This is a genomic window from Tenacibaculum dicentrarchi, from assembly GCF_964036635.1.
In the GTDB taxonomy this organism is placed as follows: Bacteria; Bacteroidota; Bacteroidia; order Flavobacteriales; family Flavobacteriaceae; genus Polaribacter; species Polaribacter dicentrarchi.
Genome location: NZ_OZ038524.1, coordinates 903,614 through 920,373, shown reverse-complemented (window position 1 = coordinate 920,373; position 16,760 = coordinate 903,614). Strand labels below are relative to the sequence as shown.

The window sequence follows — 16,760 nt, the reverse complement described above, 5'->3', positions numbered from 1 at the left end:
ATATGACAAAAATCACTACTAAAACCTATAAGAATTTGTAAATTTGGAGGTAAGTTAAATTATATTCTTTTAAATAATTTTAAAATGGCAAAGTACAGAATTGAAAAAGATACCATGGGAAATGTTGAAGTTCCTGCGGATAAATATTGGGGAGCGCAAACAGAGCGTTCTCGTAACAACTTTAAAATAGGTCCTGCTGGCTCAATGCCTTTAGAGATTGTATATGGTTTTGCGTATCTTAAAAAAGCTGCAGCATATACAAATGCAGAATTAGGTGTTTTAGCAATCGAAAAAAGAGATTTAATTGCACAAGTTTGTGATGAAATTTTAGCAAGTAAACATGATGATCAATTTCCGTTAGTAATTTGGCAAACAGGTTCTGGTACGCAAAGTAACATGAACTGTAACGAAGTAATTGCTAACAGAGCTCACGAAATTGCAGGTAAAGTTATTGGTGAAGGTGAAAAAACTATTCAACCAAATGATGATGTAAACAAATCGCAATCATCAAACGATACTTTTCCTACAGGAATGCACATTGCTGCTTACAAGAAAATTGTAGAAGTTACCATTCCTGGAGTTGAACAATTACGTGATACTTTACAAGCAAAATCAGAAGCGTTTAAAGACGTTGTAAAAATTGGACGTACGCATTTAATGGATGCTACTCCCCTAACTTTAGGTCAAGAATTTTCTGGTTATGTAGCACAATTAAACTTCGGATTAAAAGCTTTAAAAAATTCTTTAGAGCATTTATCGCAATTAGCTTTAGGTGGAACTGCTGTTGGTACAGGGTTGAATACTCCAGCTGGTTACGATGTTTTAGTTGCTAAATATATTGCTGAATTTACAGGTTTACCTTTTATTACTGCCGAAAACAAATTTGAAGCTTTAGCGGCTCATGATGCTTTTGTTGAAACTCATGGTTCTTTAAAGCAATTAGCGGTTTCTATCAATAAAATAGCCAACGATATTCGTATGATGGCTTCTGGTCCTCGTTCTGGTATTGGTGAATTAATTATTCCTGCAAACGAACCAGGTTCTTCTATTATGCCTGGAAAAGTAAATCCTACGCAAGCAGAAGCAATTACTATGGTTTGTGCGCAAGTTATGGGTAATGATGTTGCTGTTACTATTGGTGGTACGCAAGGTCATTACGAATTAAACGTTTTTAAACCAATGATGGCGAAAAATGTATTAGAATCTGCTCAATTAATTGGAGATGCTTGTGTATCTTTCGATGTAAATTGTGCGGCTGGTATTGAGCCAAATCATACTAGAATTACTGAATTAGTAAACAATTCTTTAATGTTAGTTACTGCATTAAATACAAAAATCGGATATTATAAAGCTGCTGAAATTGCAAATACTGCACACGAAAACGGAACTACTTTAAAAACTGAAGCTGTTCGTTTAGGTTATGTAACTGAAGCTGAATATGACGAATGGGTAAAACCTGAAGAAATGATTGGTGCTTTAAAATAAGCTTTTTTTTATTAGATATAAATGTCATGCTGAATTTATTTCAGCATCGCATTAACAGAAGAACTACAGCAAATCAGGATGCGAACCTAAAATAAATTAAGGTTGACGGATGTGATGTTTTTTTTCAGATAAAATTTAAACAAGCTCTTATTAAACTTAAAAAAATCCCTACAATTTATAATTGTAGGGATTTTTGTTTTTTAAATCTTATTTTTGCCCCCGCTATAAAAACAGCTAGTACTCATTTTCAACCATTCATTTTTAAAATAAAACATACAAAATGCAAGTAACAAAACTAAATTCAGAAAGTATATTACCGCTTACCTGCTCACGCTCAGGGTCGTGTTGTTTTGGAAAAGATGTAATGCTGAATCCGTGGGAATTATTTAGTTTTAGTCAAGAGAAAAAAATTACAACAAAAAAATTCAGAAATCTTTATACCGAATTTGGCGGTATCCAATTACTTTTTGATGGAAAAACCGATAAAAAAGGACAGAAATCATGTAGCCAATATTTAGACAATGCTGGTTGTAGCGTACATCTTGGGCGTCCGTTAGCGTGTCGTTTATATCCGTTAGGTCGTCAAGTACAATTTGAAAAAGCCGAATATATTTACGAAGGAAATGCTTTTCCGTGCTTAACAGATTGTGCTGAAGTATTAGACTTACCTAAACTTAGTGTAGGCGAATATTTAAAAGGACAAAAAGCAGGAGAATATGAAAAAGCACTAGATGCTTATTTAATGGTGATGCAAAACATTGCTGATATTGGTTTTGAACTACTTTTAGATTCAGGATTATCAGCTTCTGGTGACACAAAAACACTGGCTGCTTGGAGAGAAATCGGTAACGAAAACCCGCAAGTATTAGCAGAAAGAATCGGTAAAAAATGGCTAGATTATTTAATGATTCCAAATATAACAAATCACGAAAATAATCCTGTTACTTTCGCTCAAAAACACAACGATTTTCTACTTTTAAAAGCACAAGAAGAGTTCGGAAGCCTACAAACATTTGAAGAACTTCATCAGGCTTCGGTTTTAATAATTGCCGTAGCTTTGCATTTATCAAGAGGTTTAAGAGCCGATACAAAAGGATTATCCGAACATTGGATTGAAACTGCTAAAAGTCACGGAGCTAAAGAATAATACTTAAATATTTTACTTTTTTTTATTAATTAAATATGCTAAATCACTTAAATTAGGCAGTGATTTTTGCCCCCTAAAACCAAAAATAATGAACGAACACGAAAAACATATGAGTGAAGCTGTTAAAGCCGCTTTAAAAGGAATGAGTAACAATGAAGGTGGTCCTTTTGGCTGTATCGTAGTAAAAGACGGTGTGGTTATTGGTAGCGGAAATAATAAGGTTACTTCGACCAACGACCCAACAGCTCACGCCGAAGTTACAGCAATTAGAGATGCCTGTAAAAACCTTGGTTCTTTTCAATTAGACGGTTGTATTATTTACACTTCTTGCGAGCCTTGCCCGATGTGTTTAGGCGCAATTTACTGGGCAAGACCAGACAAAGTGTACTACGGATGTGACCAGCAAGATGCCGCAAATATTGGTTTTGACGATGCTTTTATTTACAAAGAAATTGCATTACCTTACGAAAAGCGTAGCATTTCTTTTGAGCAAATAGGGCAAAAAATTGCCTTAGAGCCGTTTGAAAAATGGACAGAAAAACAAGATAAAGTTGAATATTAATATCAAAATCCTAAGTTTATAGCTTAGGATTTTTTTTTGAAGCTATTTCCCGCTTTCCGCACTCGCTCTTTTTGTTTGAAAAAAACAAAAAGGAGCTCAAACAAAGCTTCAATCGGGGCTAGGGGTTTTTGCTTATATCATTATTATTAGTAAGTTTTTAATTAAGCATATTATATATTTAGACCTCACAGGTTTTAGAAACCTGTAAGGTCTGGCTAACGTATCAACCCCTTGTTTCTTACAAATTATTCTGATATTTAGACTATCATAAAAACTAGCAAAACCCGTATCTTTATCTTTTTAAACACAAATTTTCAAGCAAAACAACAGATGACATCAGAAAAAAATATTAAATCCTATAAATCGGGATATTTCCCTGTTTCTCACGGACACGAACTTTATTTTGAATTATATGGAAATCCAAAAGGGATTCCTGTAATTTTTTTACACGGTGGTCCAGGAGCTGGTTTTGGCGATAAAGACAAGCAATTTTTTGACCCAGAACGCTATAATGTACTTTTTTTCGACCAACGAGGAACTTCAAAAAGTAAGCCTTTTGGAAGCATCGAAAACAATACAACACAACTTCTTTTACAAGATATTAATGCTTTATTAGATTATGTAAATTTTGATAAAGTCTATGTTTTTGGCGGTTCTTGGGGAAGCACACTTTCGCTTGTCTATGCAATTCATCATCCAGAGCGCGTTTTAGGATTGATTATTCGAGGAATTTGGTTGGCAAATACATATGCTTTTGACCATTATATTGGCGGTGGAATTAAAGAGTTTTTTCCTGATGTTTGGAATCGTTTTAATAAATTAGTTCCTAAAGGCGAAAACCCTGTGGATTATTATTTAAAAATGATGACCTGCGATGATGAAGAAATCAGCAATAAATATGCCTATGAATGGGCATATTACGAAATGTCATTTTACACTATCAATAAAATTACCGATACCGAAGAAGTTTTAAAAACATTTTCGTACAAATCAATGGCGATTTTAGAAGCGCATTATATCAAAAATAATTGTTTTATTTCGGAAGATTTTATCATGAATAATATTGATAAAATAAAAGATATTAAAACGGCAATTGTTCACGGACGCTACGATTTTATTTGTACGCCAGTTCAAGCTTTCAGATTGCACGATGCGTTAAATAATTCGAAATTAAATATTGAAAATGCAGGACATTCTTCTTCGGATGAACAAAATAAAATCGCTTTAATTTCTGAATTAAAAAGAATTACTTCTTAAAGTTAAAAAACTGTCAGTTCGAGTGATTTTTTTCCTTCAAAAAAATTGTATCGAGAACTTTTGAGTATCAAAATAATAAAATAATTATCGATACAATTTTAATTCCTTTTAGTTATTAAAATCACTCGAATTGACAAAAACAAAAAAACCTCCAATTAAATTGAAGGTTTTTTTATAAATTAAGTTTATTTTTGATTATTTCGATTTTCTAAACATCAGCCAAACACCTATTAAAACAAGTGGAATACTTAATACTTGCCCTGTGTTTAAAGAGTTTAAAACCCAATCTTCTCGGCTATCAACTTGTGCTTTTTTCAAAAATTCGATAAAGAAACGTAGCGACCATAAAACAACCATAAACAATCCGAATAAAAATCCTTCTTGCTTCTTTTTATCTGTTTTCCAATAAAAATGCCACAAAGCAAAAAACAAGGCTAAATAACTAAACGCTTCATATAATTGCGTTGGATGACACGCCACAGTTTCACCTGCTCTTTTAAAAATAACGCCGAAAGTGCTTCCTGTTGGTTTTCCGTAAATTTCCGAATTAAAAAAGTTCCCTAATCGAATGAAAAAACCTGCCAAAGCAACAATAATTCCTAATCTATCTAAAATAAATAACCAAGATTTTTGCAAATGTTTTTTAGCATAAAAATACAAAGCTATCGGAATACCAATGGCCGCGCCATGACTTGCAAAACCTGTGAAACCTGTAAATCTCCAGCCTTTTATCAAGCCAAATAATGTAGAAGCGCCTTCTTGCTCTTTCATCGGTAAAAATATCTCTAATAAATGATGTTGATAATAATCCCAGCTATAAAAAAACACATCTCCCAAACGCATTCCGACCAACATCGAAACAAAAACGTACATAAATAATGGGTCTAATTTTTCGACAGCAATATTATCATTTATAAAAATTTTCTTCATTAAATGAAGCCCTAATACAAATACAGCTACAAACATTAAGCTATACCAACGAATACCGAAGCTACCTATTTTTATAATTTCAGGATCTAAATCCCATACGATGGATAAAAAATTCATGTATTATTTTATTTTATGTCATTAAATTAAAACGACTATTATTTATTTTCTTTTTTTGACACAGACTTTTCTGGCACAGGGTCATACCCGCTTCCTCCCCACGGATGACAGCTAAAAATTCTTTTCAAAGCCAAGTAACCGCCATAAAATACGCCGTGTTTTTGCAAGGCTTCAATGGTGTAACCCGAACAGGTTGGCGAATATCGGCAACTAGCCGGTGTAAATGGTGAAATTGCTGTTTGATAAAACCGCACCAAAAGTATAAACGGATATGTTAAAATTTTTTTCAACTATTAATTAATTAATTGATTGAAAAACTTGTTCCGTCTTTTCCATCTTTTAGCTGAACACCTAAGGCTAATAATTCATCACGAATTTGGTCAGATAATGCCCAATCTTTGTTTTCACGTGCTTCTTTTCGTAGCTTAATTAACAATTCGACAACGCCGTTTACTTTATCCGAAGAAGCTCCTTGTGTTACTTGATTCATCAATCCTAAAACATCAAAAACAAAAGCGTTTAGAGTGGTTGTAAATTCTAATAAATCAGCCTGGGTTAAACTAGCATTATTTTCTTTTATTTGATTGATTGTTTTTACCGCTTCGAATAAATGAGAAATTAATACAGGCGTATTAAAATCGTCATTCATGGCGTTATAACAGTCTTTTTTCCATTTCTGAACATCAAAAGTAGAAGAACTTCCTGCTTCAATTTTTTCTAAGAAGTTTACCGCTTCCATTAATTTTGAATGTCCTTTTTCTGATGCTTCTAAGGCTTCACCTGAAAAATCTAGGATACTTCTGTAATTGGCTTGCATATTAAAAAAACGAACCACACTTGCCGAAAATGCCTTTGGTAAAACGTCATTTTCTCCTGTTAAAATTTCGTTAGGTAAAATAAAATTACCTGTTGATTTTGCCATTTTCTGGCTATTTAACAACAACATATTGGTGTGCATCCAATAATTTACAGGCGTAACACCGCTACAAGTTTGCGATTGTGCTATTTCACATTCATGATGTGGGAATTTTAAGTCCATTCCACCACCGTGAATATCAAATTTCTCACCTAAATACTTGGTACTCATCACAGAACACTCTAAATGCCAACCTGGAAAACCATCACTCCAAGGCGAAGGCCAACGCATTATATGGCGCTCATCGGCTTTTTTCCAAAGTGCAAAATCTTGTGGATTTTTTTTATCAGACTGCCCATCTAAAACACGGGTATTATGAATGGCATCTTCAATATTTCGTCCTGAAAGGATTCCGTAATTACCAGTTTCATTATATTTTAACACATCAAAATACACCGAACCATTTATTTCATAAGCAAAACCTTTTTCGATAATTTCCTTAATCATTTCAATTTGCTCTACAATATGCCCAGTTGCCGTTGGCTCAATACTCGGTGGTAAAAAATTGTAGTTTTTTAAAACATCATGAAAATCAACGGTGTACTTTTGAACCACTTCCATCGGTTCAATTTCTTCTAAACGTGCTTTTTTAGAAATTCTATCTTCACCCTCATCGGCATCATTTTCTAAATGCCCTGCATCGGTAATATTACGTACATAACGCACTTTATATCCCAAATGCAATAAATAACGATACACCACATCGAAAAACATAAACGTTCGTACATTTCCTAAATGGGCGTTGCTATAAACCGTAGGTCCACACACATACATACCTACATATCCGTCGTTTACAGTTTTAAAAAGCTCTTTACTTTTTGATAAAGAGTTATATACTTTTAATTGGTTTTCTTGATATAATTTCATACAAAAATGACTATTAATAAACGCTAAAGATAAGTAAAAGATAGCTATCATTATTAAAAATAATGAATTGGAATTTTAGTGAAATTTACGTTAAAAAATAAAACCTATTTTAATGAAGTTATTCATTGAATGAATCTGATAAATTTTCTAACATCGTTTTTTATTACCTTAAATATGATACTTTTTTAACTTCCGTGTATTTTGCTTTGTATTTATATGTAATTTTACGCTCTTATTTCGTTTTTACTTTATATAATTGTTAGCTAACAGATGAATCAAACTATATGAAACTAGGGAAGAAAATAATTAAATGGATTTTATCTTTTTTATTAATTCCAATAACATATATAATTATTTCTTTAATTCTATCTTCAATAACAGTTAACAGAATTCTGAATAATGAAAGTGCTGAAAAACTGATTTATTTAAATACAAATGGAGTTCATTTAGATATTGTAATTCCAATAGAAAATATTGATAGCTTAGTATTATCAGGAATAAAACACGAAAAAAGTGAAAAATATTTATCTTTTGGCTGGGGAGATGGAAATTTTTATATCAACACACCAACTTTGAGCGATTTAACTTTTAGCAATGCTTTTAGAGCATTATTTTTGAAAAGTTCAACATTAATGCACGTAACTCGCTATAAACAGAAACGTTCAGATTGGATTGAAATAAAAGTAAATCACTCTGAATTACAAAAATTAAACAGTTATTTACTCAATACATTTGAAATTAATGAAAACGGTATGAAAATGATTCTTGAAAACAAAGGGTATTCATCAAGAGATAATTTTTATAGATCAAAAGGAAGTTATTCCTGTTTTAAAACCTGTAACAGTTGGGTAAATATTGGATTTAAAGAAACTGGATTAAAATCTTGTTTATGGACACCTTTTGATTTTGGGCTACTAAACAAGTATCAATAAAATACGATTTACTAACACGCTATAAAATTAATTGTTAGTTTTAATTTATTTAGGAAATTAAGCCCTAAACTTACAACGATAAAAAACAAACTACGCTTTACACAAAAATAATTCTTTTTATCCAAAAAAAATATCTATAGAAAACCACTAAAAAAATATAAATGCAAAAAAACACATCATTAACTTGGGATGATTTTACCAAAGTAGAAATGCGTATTGGTACTATTATTTCTGCTGATATATTTAAAGAAGTAAAAAAACCCGCATATAAAATGCACATTGATTTTGGTGAATTTGGTATCAAAAAAACATCGGCACAAATAACCAAATTATATACGCCAGAAGAATTAATAGGAAATCAAATTGTAGCGGTTACCAACTTTCCTGAAAAACAAATAGCCAATATTATGAGCCAATGTTTAGTGCTAGGTGCTATTGGCGACAACAAAGAAGTAACGCTTATTTCTGCTGATAAAAACATTAAAAACGGCACACGAATCGGATAAATTATACATTCTCGATTACCCCCTAAATTTTAAATAATACTGTTACTTATTTAAAATAAGTACTAATTACAACAACGAATTCAAAATGTTTATTAACAATGCCAAATGTGATATTTATATAGGTAAAGCCGCAGGAAAACACTTAATTAGTGATATTCAAAACGCCAAAAAATCTATAAAAATTGTTTCCCCTTATTTATCTGCTTCTTTAGTAAAAGAGCTCATCAAATTAAAAGCTAAAAAACTAAATATTGAATTAATTACCTCCGATAATATTGAAGACTTTAAAAATGATTCCGATAAAAATATCCGTAAATTAATTGTTCAAAACAAAAAGAAAAAAGGGCTTTCAGCCAAAAGATGGCAGGCAATTTCTCAAATAATAATATTCAGTATTATTGGGGTACTAATGACCATGCTCTTTGCCTTTTATGAAACCGAAAATCCCCTAATTTCAATTGGTTTTATTCCCGTAATAATACTCTGTTTTGTTTACAGATCTTTTAGCAAAAAAATTACGCTAAAAAACACGTATCGCTACTCACAACTGTTCCCTTTTAAAGTGTATATATCACCTTATAAATCAAAATTAAGCGATTCTTTCATCCATAGTAAAATTTATATAATTGATGATAAAATAGCCTATGTAGGTTCGTTAAATTTTACTGTTAGTGGTTTAAAAAACAACTACGAAACAAGTGTTCGAACCAAAGATTCTAGCGCTATCAAAGAAATTAAAAAAGAGTTTAATCAGTTATTTCATCATGCTAATTTGCACGAAAAAGACATTCAACTTTGGGGTGCCGAATTATATGAAAATAAAACGACTAAAAACAATCCTAAAAAAACAGCTTAAATAACCAATACTTATGAAAAAAATATTTTTATCCGTAGTAGCCGCCGCTACATTTCTAACTTCTTGTAAAGAAGAAAAACAAACAAATACTCAAGCAGTAAATCAGCAAAAAATAACAAATGTAAAAAACACCGCGTTTAACACATTATTAAACCAATATAACGAAGGGAAGTTAAAATTAAACCCAATTAACGCTACAAATGCAGGCGATAATCGTTTTAATGACCAATTTCCAAATACTTTGTCGGAAGCATATCAACAAAAAAACACGGCTTTTTATACCGATTTTAAAACAAAATTAACCAAGTTTAAAGATACTGATTTATCGGAAAGTGAGCAAATGAGTAAGGCTGTTTTAGCCTGGGATTGTGATATGGCACTAGCACAAAACAGCTTTAAAAACGATGCCTTAATGCCCATAAACCAAATGTGGACTATTAACTTAACCATGGGAACTTTTGGTAGTGGTAGCGGTGCACAGCCTTTTAAAACCGTTAAAGATTATCAAAATTGGTTAGGCAGATTAGACGGTTATTACAACTGGCTAGAAACGGCTATTAAAAACATGCAGCAAGGAATTAAAGAGGGTTATGTATTGCCAGCATCTTTAATTAAAAAAGTAATTCCGCAGTTTAAAACATTAGCTCAAGCAACAACAACCGAGCATTTATTTTATACGCCTATAAGCAATTTTCCTTCGGATTTTTCAGATGATGATAAAAAAAAACTAACCAAATCGTACACAAATATGTTGGAGGCAAAATTAATTCCTTCCTTCAAATTAATGCACACATTTTTACAAACCGATTATTTAAAAGCAGGTAGAAAAACAAGCGGAATTGATGCTATTCCTAACGGAAAAGCCTATTATGCCCACGCCATAAAAAATTATACGACCACACAAATGACCGCCGATCAAATTCATCAATTAGGTTTAAGTGAAGTTGCCCGTATTTTATCTGAAATGGAAAAAATAAAAGAGCAAGTAGGTTTTAAAGGAAGTTTAAAAGAATTTTTTGACGACGTTCGTAGCAATAAAAAATTAATGCCCTACACAACGCCAAAACAAATTATCGATAATTTTAATGCCATTCATGCCAAAATGAAACCGCAATTAAAAAAATTATTTGGTAACAAACCTAAAACACCATTTGTTGTAAAACAAACCGAAAAATTCAGAGAAGCATCAGCAAGTGCCGAATATAACGCAGGCTCTTTAGACGGAACACGTCCTGGCGTTTTTTACACACCAATTCCTGACGCTACAAAATACAACGTATTTTCAGACGAAGCTTTATTTTTACACGAAGCAATTCCTGGGCATCATTATCAAATTTCATTGACCCAAGAAAACCAAGATTTGCCCGAGTTCAGAAAAACCTTATGGTACAGCGCCTACGGTGAAGGCTGGGCTTTATACACCGAAAACCTAGGAAAAGAGCTTGGTTTATATACCGATCCTTATCAATATTTTGGGATGTTAGGCATGGAAATGCACCGAGCAATTCGCTTGGTTGTCGATACCGGAATGCACACCAAAGGCTGGAGTCGTGAAAAAGCAATTCAATATTCATTAGATAACGAAGCCGAAGGCGAAGCGAGTATTATTTCAGAAATTGAGCGCTATATGGCAAACCCAGGGCAAGCGTTATCGTATAAAATTGGGCAGTTAAAAATCAGAGAATTAAGAGCCAAAGCAAAGCAAGAATTAGGCGCTAAATTTGATATTCGTGAGTTTCATAATCAAGTTTTAGAAACGGGTTGTATTCCGTTGGCGCTACTTGAAAATAAAATTAACAAATGGATTATTGTGACTAAATAAAAGCATAATTACCTCCTTTTTTATTCAAAATCTAAACCTCTTCATCTATATTATGAAGAGGTTTTTTTTGGAGCTATTTCCCGCTTTCCGCACTCGCTCTTTTTATTTTTTTAAAAGAAAAAATAAAAAGGAGCTCAAACAATTGCTACAATCGGGGCTAGAAATTTCTGCTAGTATTTAAAATAAAAAAAAGTTGATTATATTCGTTATTTAAGTTTCATAAAACTAAAAAACAAAGAACAGTATGACAAAAGTATTAATTACAGGAGGCACAGGTTTGGTGGGCAAACAACTGCAACAGGTTTTTAAAGAACTTAATATTGATGTGGCAATACTTAGCCGAAACCCTAAAAAAGAAAATGAATTTAAATGGGATATTTCAAAAAAATATATCGATAAAAAAGCTTTTGAAAACGTTACACATATTATTCATTTGGCAGGTGCAGGAATTGCCGATAAACGCTGGACAATCCAACGAAAAGAAATAATAATAAACAGCCGAGTAGCGTCTGCTAATTTACTTTTTAATAGCGTTAAAGAATTAAATATTCCGCTAAAAGGTTTTATTTCAGCTTCAGGAATTGGCTATTATGGCGCTGTTACTTCAGGGCAAGTTTTTACAGAAACTGATGCTCCTCAAAACGATTTTATATCAAAAGTTTGTGTTGAATGGGAAAAATCGGCAAATCAATTTAATACATTAAATATTCCTGTAACTATTTTAAGAACTGGCGTAGTACTTAGTAAATTTGGTGGCGCTTTATCAAAAATAAATACCCCTTTATTTTTAGCATCTTTAGGAAATGGCACGCAATATATGCCATGGATTCATATAGATGACTTATGTAATTTATATGTAAAAGCGACACAAAAAAATGAGTTTACAGGTATTTATAATGCCGTAGCTCCCGAACATCAAACCAATAAAAGTTTTACAAAAACACTTGGTAAAACTATAAAAAAACCGATGTTATTTTTAAATGCTCCTGCTTTTGTATTGAAATTTATTTTAGGCGAAATGGCGTGTATTTTATTAAAAGGAAGCCGAGTTTCTGCTAAAAAAACAGCTAAAAAATATGCGTTTAAATACCCTGATTTAAAATCGGCTCTATTTGCTATTTATCAAAAAAATAAATAGATTATCCTGTTTAAATTTCATCTAAAAAAAATTATAACAGAAAAATAAGAAACTGCATCCGTCAACCTGAATTTATTTCAGGTTCGCATCCTGATTTACCGTAGCTTTCCTGTTGATGTGATGCTACAATAAATTCAGCATGACATTTATCTATTTTAAAGAACACTTTCTTTAAAATTTAAACAGGCTCTTAAAAAAATAAAGACGCGATAAATCGCGTCTCTACATTATATTTAGGTTGATAAGTTATTTCTAAAAATCTTGATTTACATCCCAAGATTCTAAAATTTCTTTTAGTGTTTTAATAAACATTCCTCCTAAAGCACCATTTACAACTCGGTGATCGTACGAATGACATACAATCATTTTTTGACGAATCCCGATAAAATCGCCTTCTGGAGTTTCAATAACTGCAGGTTTTTTAACAATCGCTCCTAAGGCTAAAATTGCTACTTGTGGCTGATTAATAATTGGTGTTCCGGTAATGCTTCCAAAACTTCCTACGTTTGTAACCGTGTAAGTTCCGCCCTGAATATCGTCTGGTTTTAACTTATTTCCACGAGCTCTAACCGCCAAATCGTTTACCTGTTTGGTAACACCTACTAAACTTAATTGGTCGGCGTTTTTAATAACTGGCACAATTAAATTTCCGTCAGGCAAGGCTGCTGCCATTCCTAAGTTAATATTTCCTCTTTTGATAATTTTATCGCCATCGACAGCAATATTTATCATCGGATGTTTCTTAATTGTTTGCGCTACCGCTTGCATAAAAATTGGCGTAAATGTTAATTTTTCACCCTCTCTTTTTTGATATGCGTTTTTAACTTTATTTCTCCAAGTAACAATATTTGTTACATCTATTTCAATAAACGACTGTACATGTGCCGATGTTTTTACCGAATCAACCATGTGTTTTGCTACTAATTTACCCATACGAGTCATATCAATAATTTCATCTTGACCCGACAAAGTAACTGGTGCCGATTTTACTGCAGCTTTTGGTTTTTCAACCTTAATAGCAGGAGCAGCAACAGGTTCAGTAGTAATTTCTGGTTTATTTTTACGGTTTTTTATATGTGATAAGATATCCGCTTTTGTAACACGTCCTTCTTTTCCTGTTCCTTTAACAGTTTCTAATTCTTCAAAAGAAATTCCTTCTTCTTTTGCGATATTTTTAACTAATGGCGAGTAAAAACGATCGCTTGACGATGTATCAATTACACCCGATACTTCATTTTTAATTACCGAAGCCTCTTCAATTGTTTTTTCAACAGCTACAACAGCCGCTTTTACAGCATCCGTTTTAGGTGTTTGCTCACTATCATCTCCTACTGTTTCAATAATCGCAATTGTTTGCCCTACTTGAATAACAGTATCTTTGTCAAATAAAATTTCAACCAAAGTTCCTTCAACCTCACTAGGCACTTCGCTATCTACTTTATCTGTAGCTACTTCAACAACCGTATCATCAATATCAATAGTATCTCCAATTTCTTTAACCCAAGATGTAATAGTTGCTTCTGCAACACTTTCGCCCATTTTAGGTAATTTCAATTCGTATCTAGCCATAGTATAAGTTTTTTTTAAGGTGTGCAAAGTTACTAAAAATCGATCATTTTTTTATGATTTTCGTCATTTAAAAAACAGCAAATCCCCTAAGTCATTAAATAATTCACAATTATAACGCTATAAAACAATTTAGATTGAGTAAAACTAACCAAAAATAACGTTTAACTGAGCTTTTCACAAAATAATGTATTTCTATTTAAAATAATAGTTACCTTATACCCAATTTTTAGGAGTCGCTAAAACTGCTAATAATTTAGCTTCTTCGCTTCCTTGTTCTGGGTGATGGTTATATTTCCACTGAACAACCGGCGGTAAACTCATTAAAATACTTTCAATACGTCCGTTTGTTTTTAGCCCAAATAAAGTTCCTCTATCGTGTACTAAATTAAATTCTACATAGCGTCCTCTTCGTACTTCTTGCCAGTCTTTCTGCTGCTTATTATAGGCGATATCTTTTCTTTTTTCAACAATTGGCACATATGATTCTAAGAAACTATTTCCTATTTGGGTTACAAAATTATACCTATCAGTAATTGAAAACTCAGGAGTTTCTTTTAAATAATCAAAAAATAAACCACCAATTCCACGAGCTTCTTCTCGGTGAGTGTTCCAAAAATAAGTATCGCAGGTTTGCTTAAACTTCGGATAAAAATCAGGGTGATGTTTATCGCAGGCTGTTTTACAAACGCTATGAAAATGCGTTGCATCTTGTTCAAATAAATAATAAGGTGTTAAATCTTGACCGCCGCCAAACCATTGCGTAACGATATTTCCTTTTTCATCATACATTTCAAAATAACGCCAATTTGCGTGTACCGTTGGCACTAATGGGTTCTTCGGATGTAAAACTAAGCTTAATCCGCAGGCAAAAAAATCACCATTTTCAACGCCAAATTGTTTGCGTAATGCTTCTGGTAACTCGCCAAAAACTTTTGAAATATTAACACCTCCTTTTTCAAAAATAGCGCCATTTTCAATAACACGAGTTCTTCCACCACCACCTTCGGCACGTTTCCAGTTGTCTTCTTGAAACTTTGCACTTCCATCAACCTGTTCTAGTTTTGAGGTTATCGTGTCTTGTAATTCTTGTATATATGCGTAAAACTGATCTTTCATGTTTTAATTCTTTCTTCTCTTAATTCTTATCTATTTGGTAAATCCTCCTGCAAAAATACCTATTCTGATGCTTTTTTTAATTGAATTTTTTTAATAGTTTCTGTTGTTGCAGCAGTTACCGATAGCGGTAAAACTAATAATACGCCTATAAACGGCACTAATAAAAATAAGATAAATACCAACCCATTTCCTACCGCTGTTCCTTTATTTTCTTTTACAAACTCAACACTTTCTTTGTATTTAAAATGACGTTCTAAGGTGTAATCCATATTACCAAAACCTGCATAATAGGCTTGTATCAAAAATAATAATGCGGTTGAAAACAATCCTATTACAGGTATTAAACTTAGCAATAAAACAGGAATCGTTACAAGTAATTCACGCAGTAAATTTCGAGTATTTATTCGAATTCCTCTTATTAACTGCTCTTGAAAAGATGTTTTTCGGTGGCTGTGATTTCCGCCAGTTAAATACGCTTCAATTTTTTCTGATACAGGGCTCATAAACGGTGCCGATAATGCCATAACAATATGTTTGTAAAGTATTAAGCCGATAAGTAAAATTGATAATCCGCTTAAGAAAGTACTGATTACCTCAAAGGTTTGTTTGCCAAAATCCCATTTCCAAAAATTAGCGATATAATGCCCTAGATCATCTGAAAAAGTATAAGCTGAACTTGCAATTATAATAGCGGTAAAAACACTTATTAATATCGGAATTATAAAATAATTCCATAATTTTAATTTTGATATTAATTGAAAAGCCCCGAAATAAGCTTTTATTGCTTGTAGTATATTTTTAATCATTTTTATTATTTTAACTAAAATAAAAACCTCTTTCCAATAAAAGAAAGAGGTTTTTAAATATTTTTACTATATTTTCAATGTATTCTTAAAGTAAAATCAGAATTTATTTGATTACCGCTTTAATAAAATTATCTAATTCTTGTTCGTTAATTTTATTAACTTCATCCCATCCCATCTTTTTGGTTGGCGATAAAGCACCTCTTTTAAAGTCTAGAATTCGTTTTTTATCGGTAATTAAATATGCCGACGGATAATCTAACTTATGAATAAAACCTGCTACTTTTAAAGAAGATCTATTTTCTAGTTTTTCGGTAGAAGGAACTAAAAAGATTCTTTTATCAAGTTTTTCTGCCATTCTAGCAACACCTTTTTCTAAATCTGAAAAAAGCATGATAAATTTTACTTTACCGTCATACTTTTCTACCATTTTATTCAGTGCAGGAATTTCTCCCCAACAAGGTGCACACCATGTGGCAGCAGCTAATAAAACAATAGGAATATCAATAGCTTCAGTACTTATTGTTTCTCCTTTAATTGATGTAAAATTATAATTAGAAATATATTTATCTTTAATACAATTATACACCACATCGTCTAACATTGCAACATCATTACTTCCCGTAGAAATACACTGATCAACAATATCTTTGTAATAAATTCTCTTTTGAGAAAAACCTTGCGTTGCTAGTAATAAAGTTAATATAAGTACTATTTTATTCATTTTTAATAATTTA

Annotated in this window: 16 protein-coding genes; 9 read left to right on the top strand and 7 right to left on the bottom strand. The window is 32.1% G+C overall.

The annotated features are described in order from the left end of the window. Window positions 1-84: 84 nt before the first annotated feature. From fumC to pip, 4 genes are all read left to right on the top strand, one after another. Window positions 85-1,485, top strand: coding sequence for a class II fumarate hydratase (gene fumC, locus ABNT14_RS04205; RefSeq protein ID WP_101903507.1), 1,401 nt, complete (start codon window positions 85-87; stop codon window positions 1,483-1,485). Window positions 1,486-1,765: 280 nt separating this feature from the next. Then, complete coding sequence (locus tag ABNT14_RS04200; RefSeq protein WP_101903508.1) at window positions 1,766-2,632, top strand: YkgJ family cysteine cluster protein; 867 nt, start codon at window positions 1,766-1,768, stop codon at window positions 2,630-2,632. Window positions 2,633-2,720: 88 nt separating this feature from the next. Further along, window positions 2,721-3,194, top strand: coding sequence for a nucleoside deaminase (locus ABNT14_RS04195; protein WP_058884769.1), 474 nt, complete (start codon window positions 2,721-2,723; stop codon window positions 3,192-3,194). A 330-nt stretch (window positions 3,195-3,524) separates the two neighbouring features. After that, entirely contained in the window at window positions 3,525-4,451 is a 927-nt protein-coding gene (pip, locus tag ABNT14_RS04190; protein ID WP_101903509.1) for a prolyl aminopeptidase, read from the top strand. Window positions 4,452-4,646: 195 nt separating this feature from the next. Here the strand turns inward: pip and lgt are convergent, their stop codons facing one another. The 3 genes from lgt to cysS are packed head-to-tail and all read right to left on the bottom strand — an operon-like array spanning window position 4,647 to window position 7,281. After that, window positions 4,647-5,498, bottom strand: coding sequence for a prolipoprotein diacylglyceryl transferase (lgt, locus tag ABNT14_RS04185; RefSeq protein WP_101903510.1), 852 nt, complete (start codon window positions 5,496-5,498; stop codon window positions 4,647-4,649). Window positions 5,499-5,536: 38 nt separating this feature from the next. After that, window positions 5,537-5,788 (bottom strand): membrane protein insertion efficiency factor YidD, encoded by a 252-nt coding sequence (gene yidD / locus ABNT14_RS04180; protein ID WP_101903511.1) that lies wholly within the window; start codon window positions 5,786-5,788, stop codon window positions 5,537-5,539. A gap of 11 nt (window positions 5,789-5,799) precedes the next feature. Beyond that, on the bottom strand, window positions 5,800-7,281 hold the full coding sequence (cysS, locus tag ABNT14_RS04175; RefSeq protein ID WP_101903512.1) for a cysteine--tRNA ligase: 1,482 nt from the start codon (window positions 7,279-7,281) through the stop codon (window positions 5,800-5,802). A 284-nt stretch (window positions 7,282-7,565) separates the two neighbouring features. On the opposite strand from cysS, the gene ABNT14_RS04170 reads away from it, so the two are divergent. The 5 genes from ABNT14_RS04170 to ABNT14_RS04150 all read left to right on the top strand — a co-directional run bounded on the left by ABNT14_RS04170 (window position 7,566) and on the right by ABNT14_RS04150 (window position 12,535). After that, entirely contained in the window at window positions 7,566-8,213 is a 648-nt protein-coding gene (locus tag ABNT14_RS04170) for a DUF2459 domain-containing protein (RefSeq protein ID WP_101903513.1), read from the top strand. A 161-nt stretch (window positions 8,214-8,374) separates the two neighbouring features. Next, complete coding sequence (locus tag ABNT14_RS04165; protein WP_101903514.1) at window positions 8,375-8,719, top strand: tRNA-binding protein; 345 nt, start codon at window positions 8,375-8,377, stop codon at window positions 8,717-8,719. 85 nt (window positions 8,720-8,804) lie between these two features. Next, window positions 8,805-9,575, top strand: a complete 771-nt coding sequence (locus tag ABNT14_RS04160; RefSeq protein ID WP_145993587.1) for a phospholipase D family protein — start codon at window positions 8,805-8,807, stop codon at window positions 9,573-9,575. A gap of 13 nt (window positions 9,576-9,588) precedes the next feature. Then, the gene (locus ABNT14_RS04155) at window positions 9,589-11,397 is read left to right on the top strand and encodes a DUF885 domain-containing protein (RefSeq protein ID WP_101903515.1); all 1,809 of its coding nucleotides are present in this window, start codon (window positions 9,589-9,591) and stop codon (window positions 11,395-11,397) included. 244 nt (window positions 11,398-11,641) lie between these two features. Next, window positions 11,642-12,535, top strand: coding sequence for a TIGR01777 family oxidoreductase (locus ABNT14_RS04150; protein ID WP_101903516.1), 894 nt, complete (start codon window positions 11,642-11,644; stop codon window positions 12,533-12,535). A gap of 252 nt (window positions 12,536-12,787) precedes the next feature. Here the strand turns inward: ABNT14_RS04150 and ABNT14_RS04145 are convergent, their stop codons facing one another. From ABNT14_RS04145 to ABNT14_RS04130, 4 genes are all read right to left on the bottom strand, one after another. Beyond that, the gene (locus ABNT14_RS04145) at window positions 12,788-14,104 is read right to left on the bottom strand and encodes a dihydrolipoamide acetyltransferase family protein (RefSeq protein WP_101903517.1); all 1,317 of its coding nucleotides are present in this window, start codon (window positions 14,102-14,104) and stop codon (window positions 12,788-12,790) included. Between the two features lie 213 nt (window positions 14,105-14,317). Then, window positions 14,318-15,220 carry an oxygen-dependent coproporphyrinogen oxidase gene (gene hemF, locus ABNT14_RS04140; RefSeq protein ID WP_101903518.1) on the bottom strand — a complete coding sequence of 301 codons (903 nt, stop codon included), beginning with the start codon at window positions 15,218-15,220 and terminating at the stop codon, window positions 14,318-14,320. 59 nt (window positions 15,221-15,279) lie between these two features. Continuing rightward, the gene (locus ABNT14_RS04135) at window positions 15,280-16,026 is read right to left on the bottom strand and encodes an EI24 domain-containing protein (protein WP_101903519.1); all 747 of its coding nucleotides are present in this window, start codon (window positions 16,024-16,026) and stop codon (window positions 15,280-15,282) included. Between the two features lie 103 nt (window positions 16,027-16,129). Further along, window positions 16,130-16,747 carry a TlpA family protein disulfide reductase gene (locus ABNT14_RS04130; RefSeq protein ID WP_101903520.1) on the bottom strand — a complete coding sequence of 206 codons (618 nt, stop codon included), beginning with the start codon at window positions 16,745-16,747 and terminating at the stop codon, window positions 16,130-16,132. Window positions 16,748-16,760: the final 13 nt, after the last annotated feature.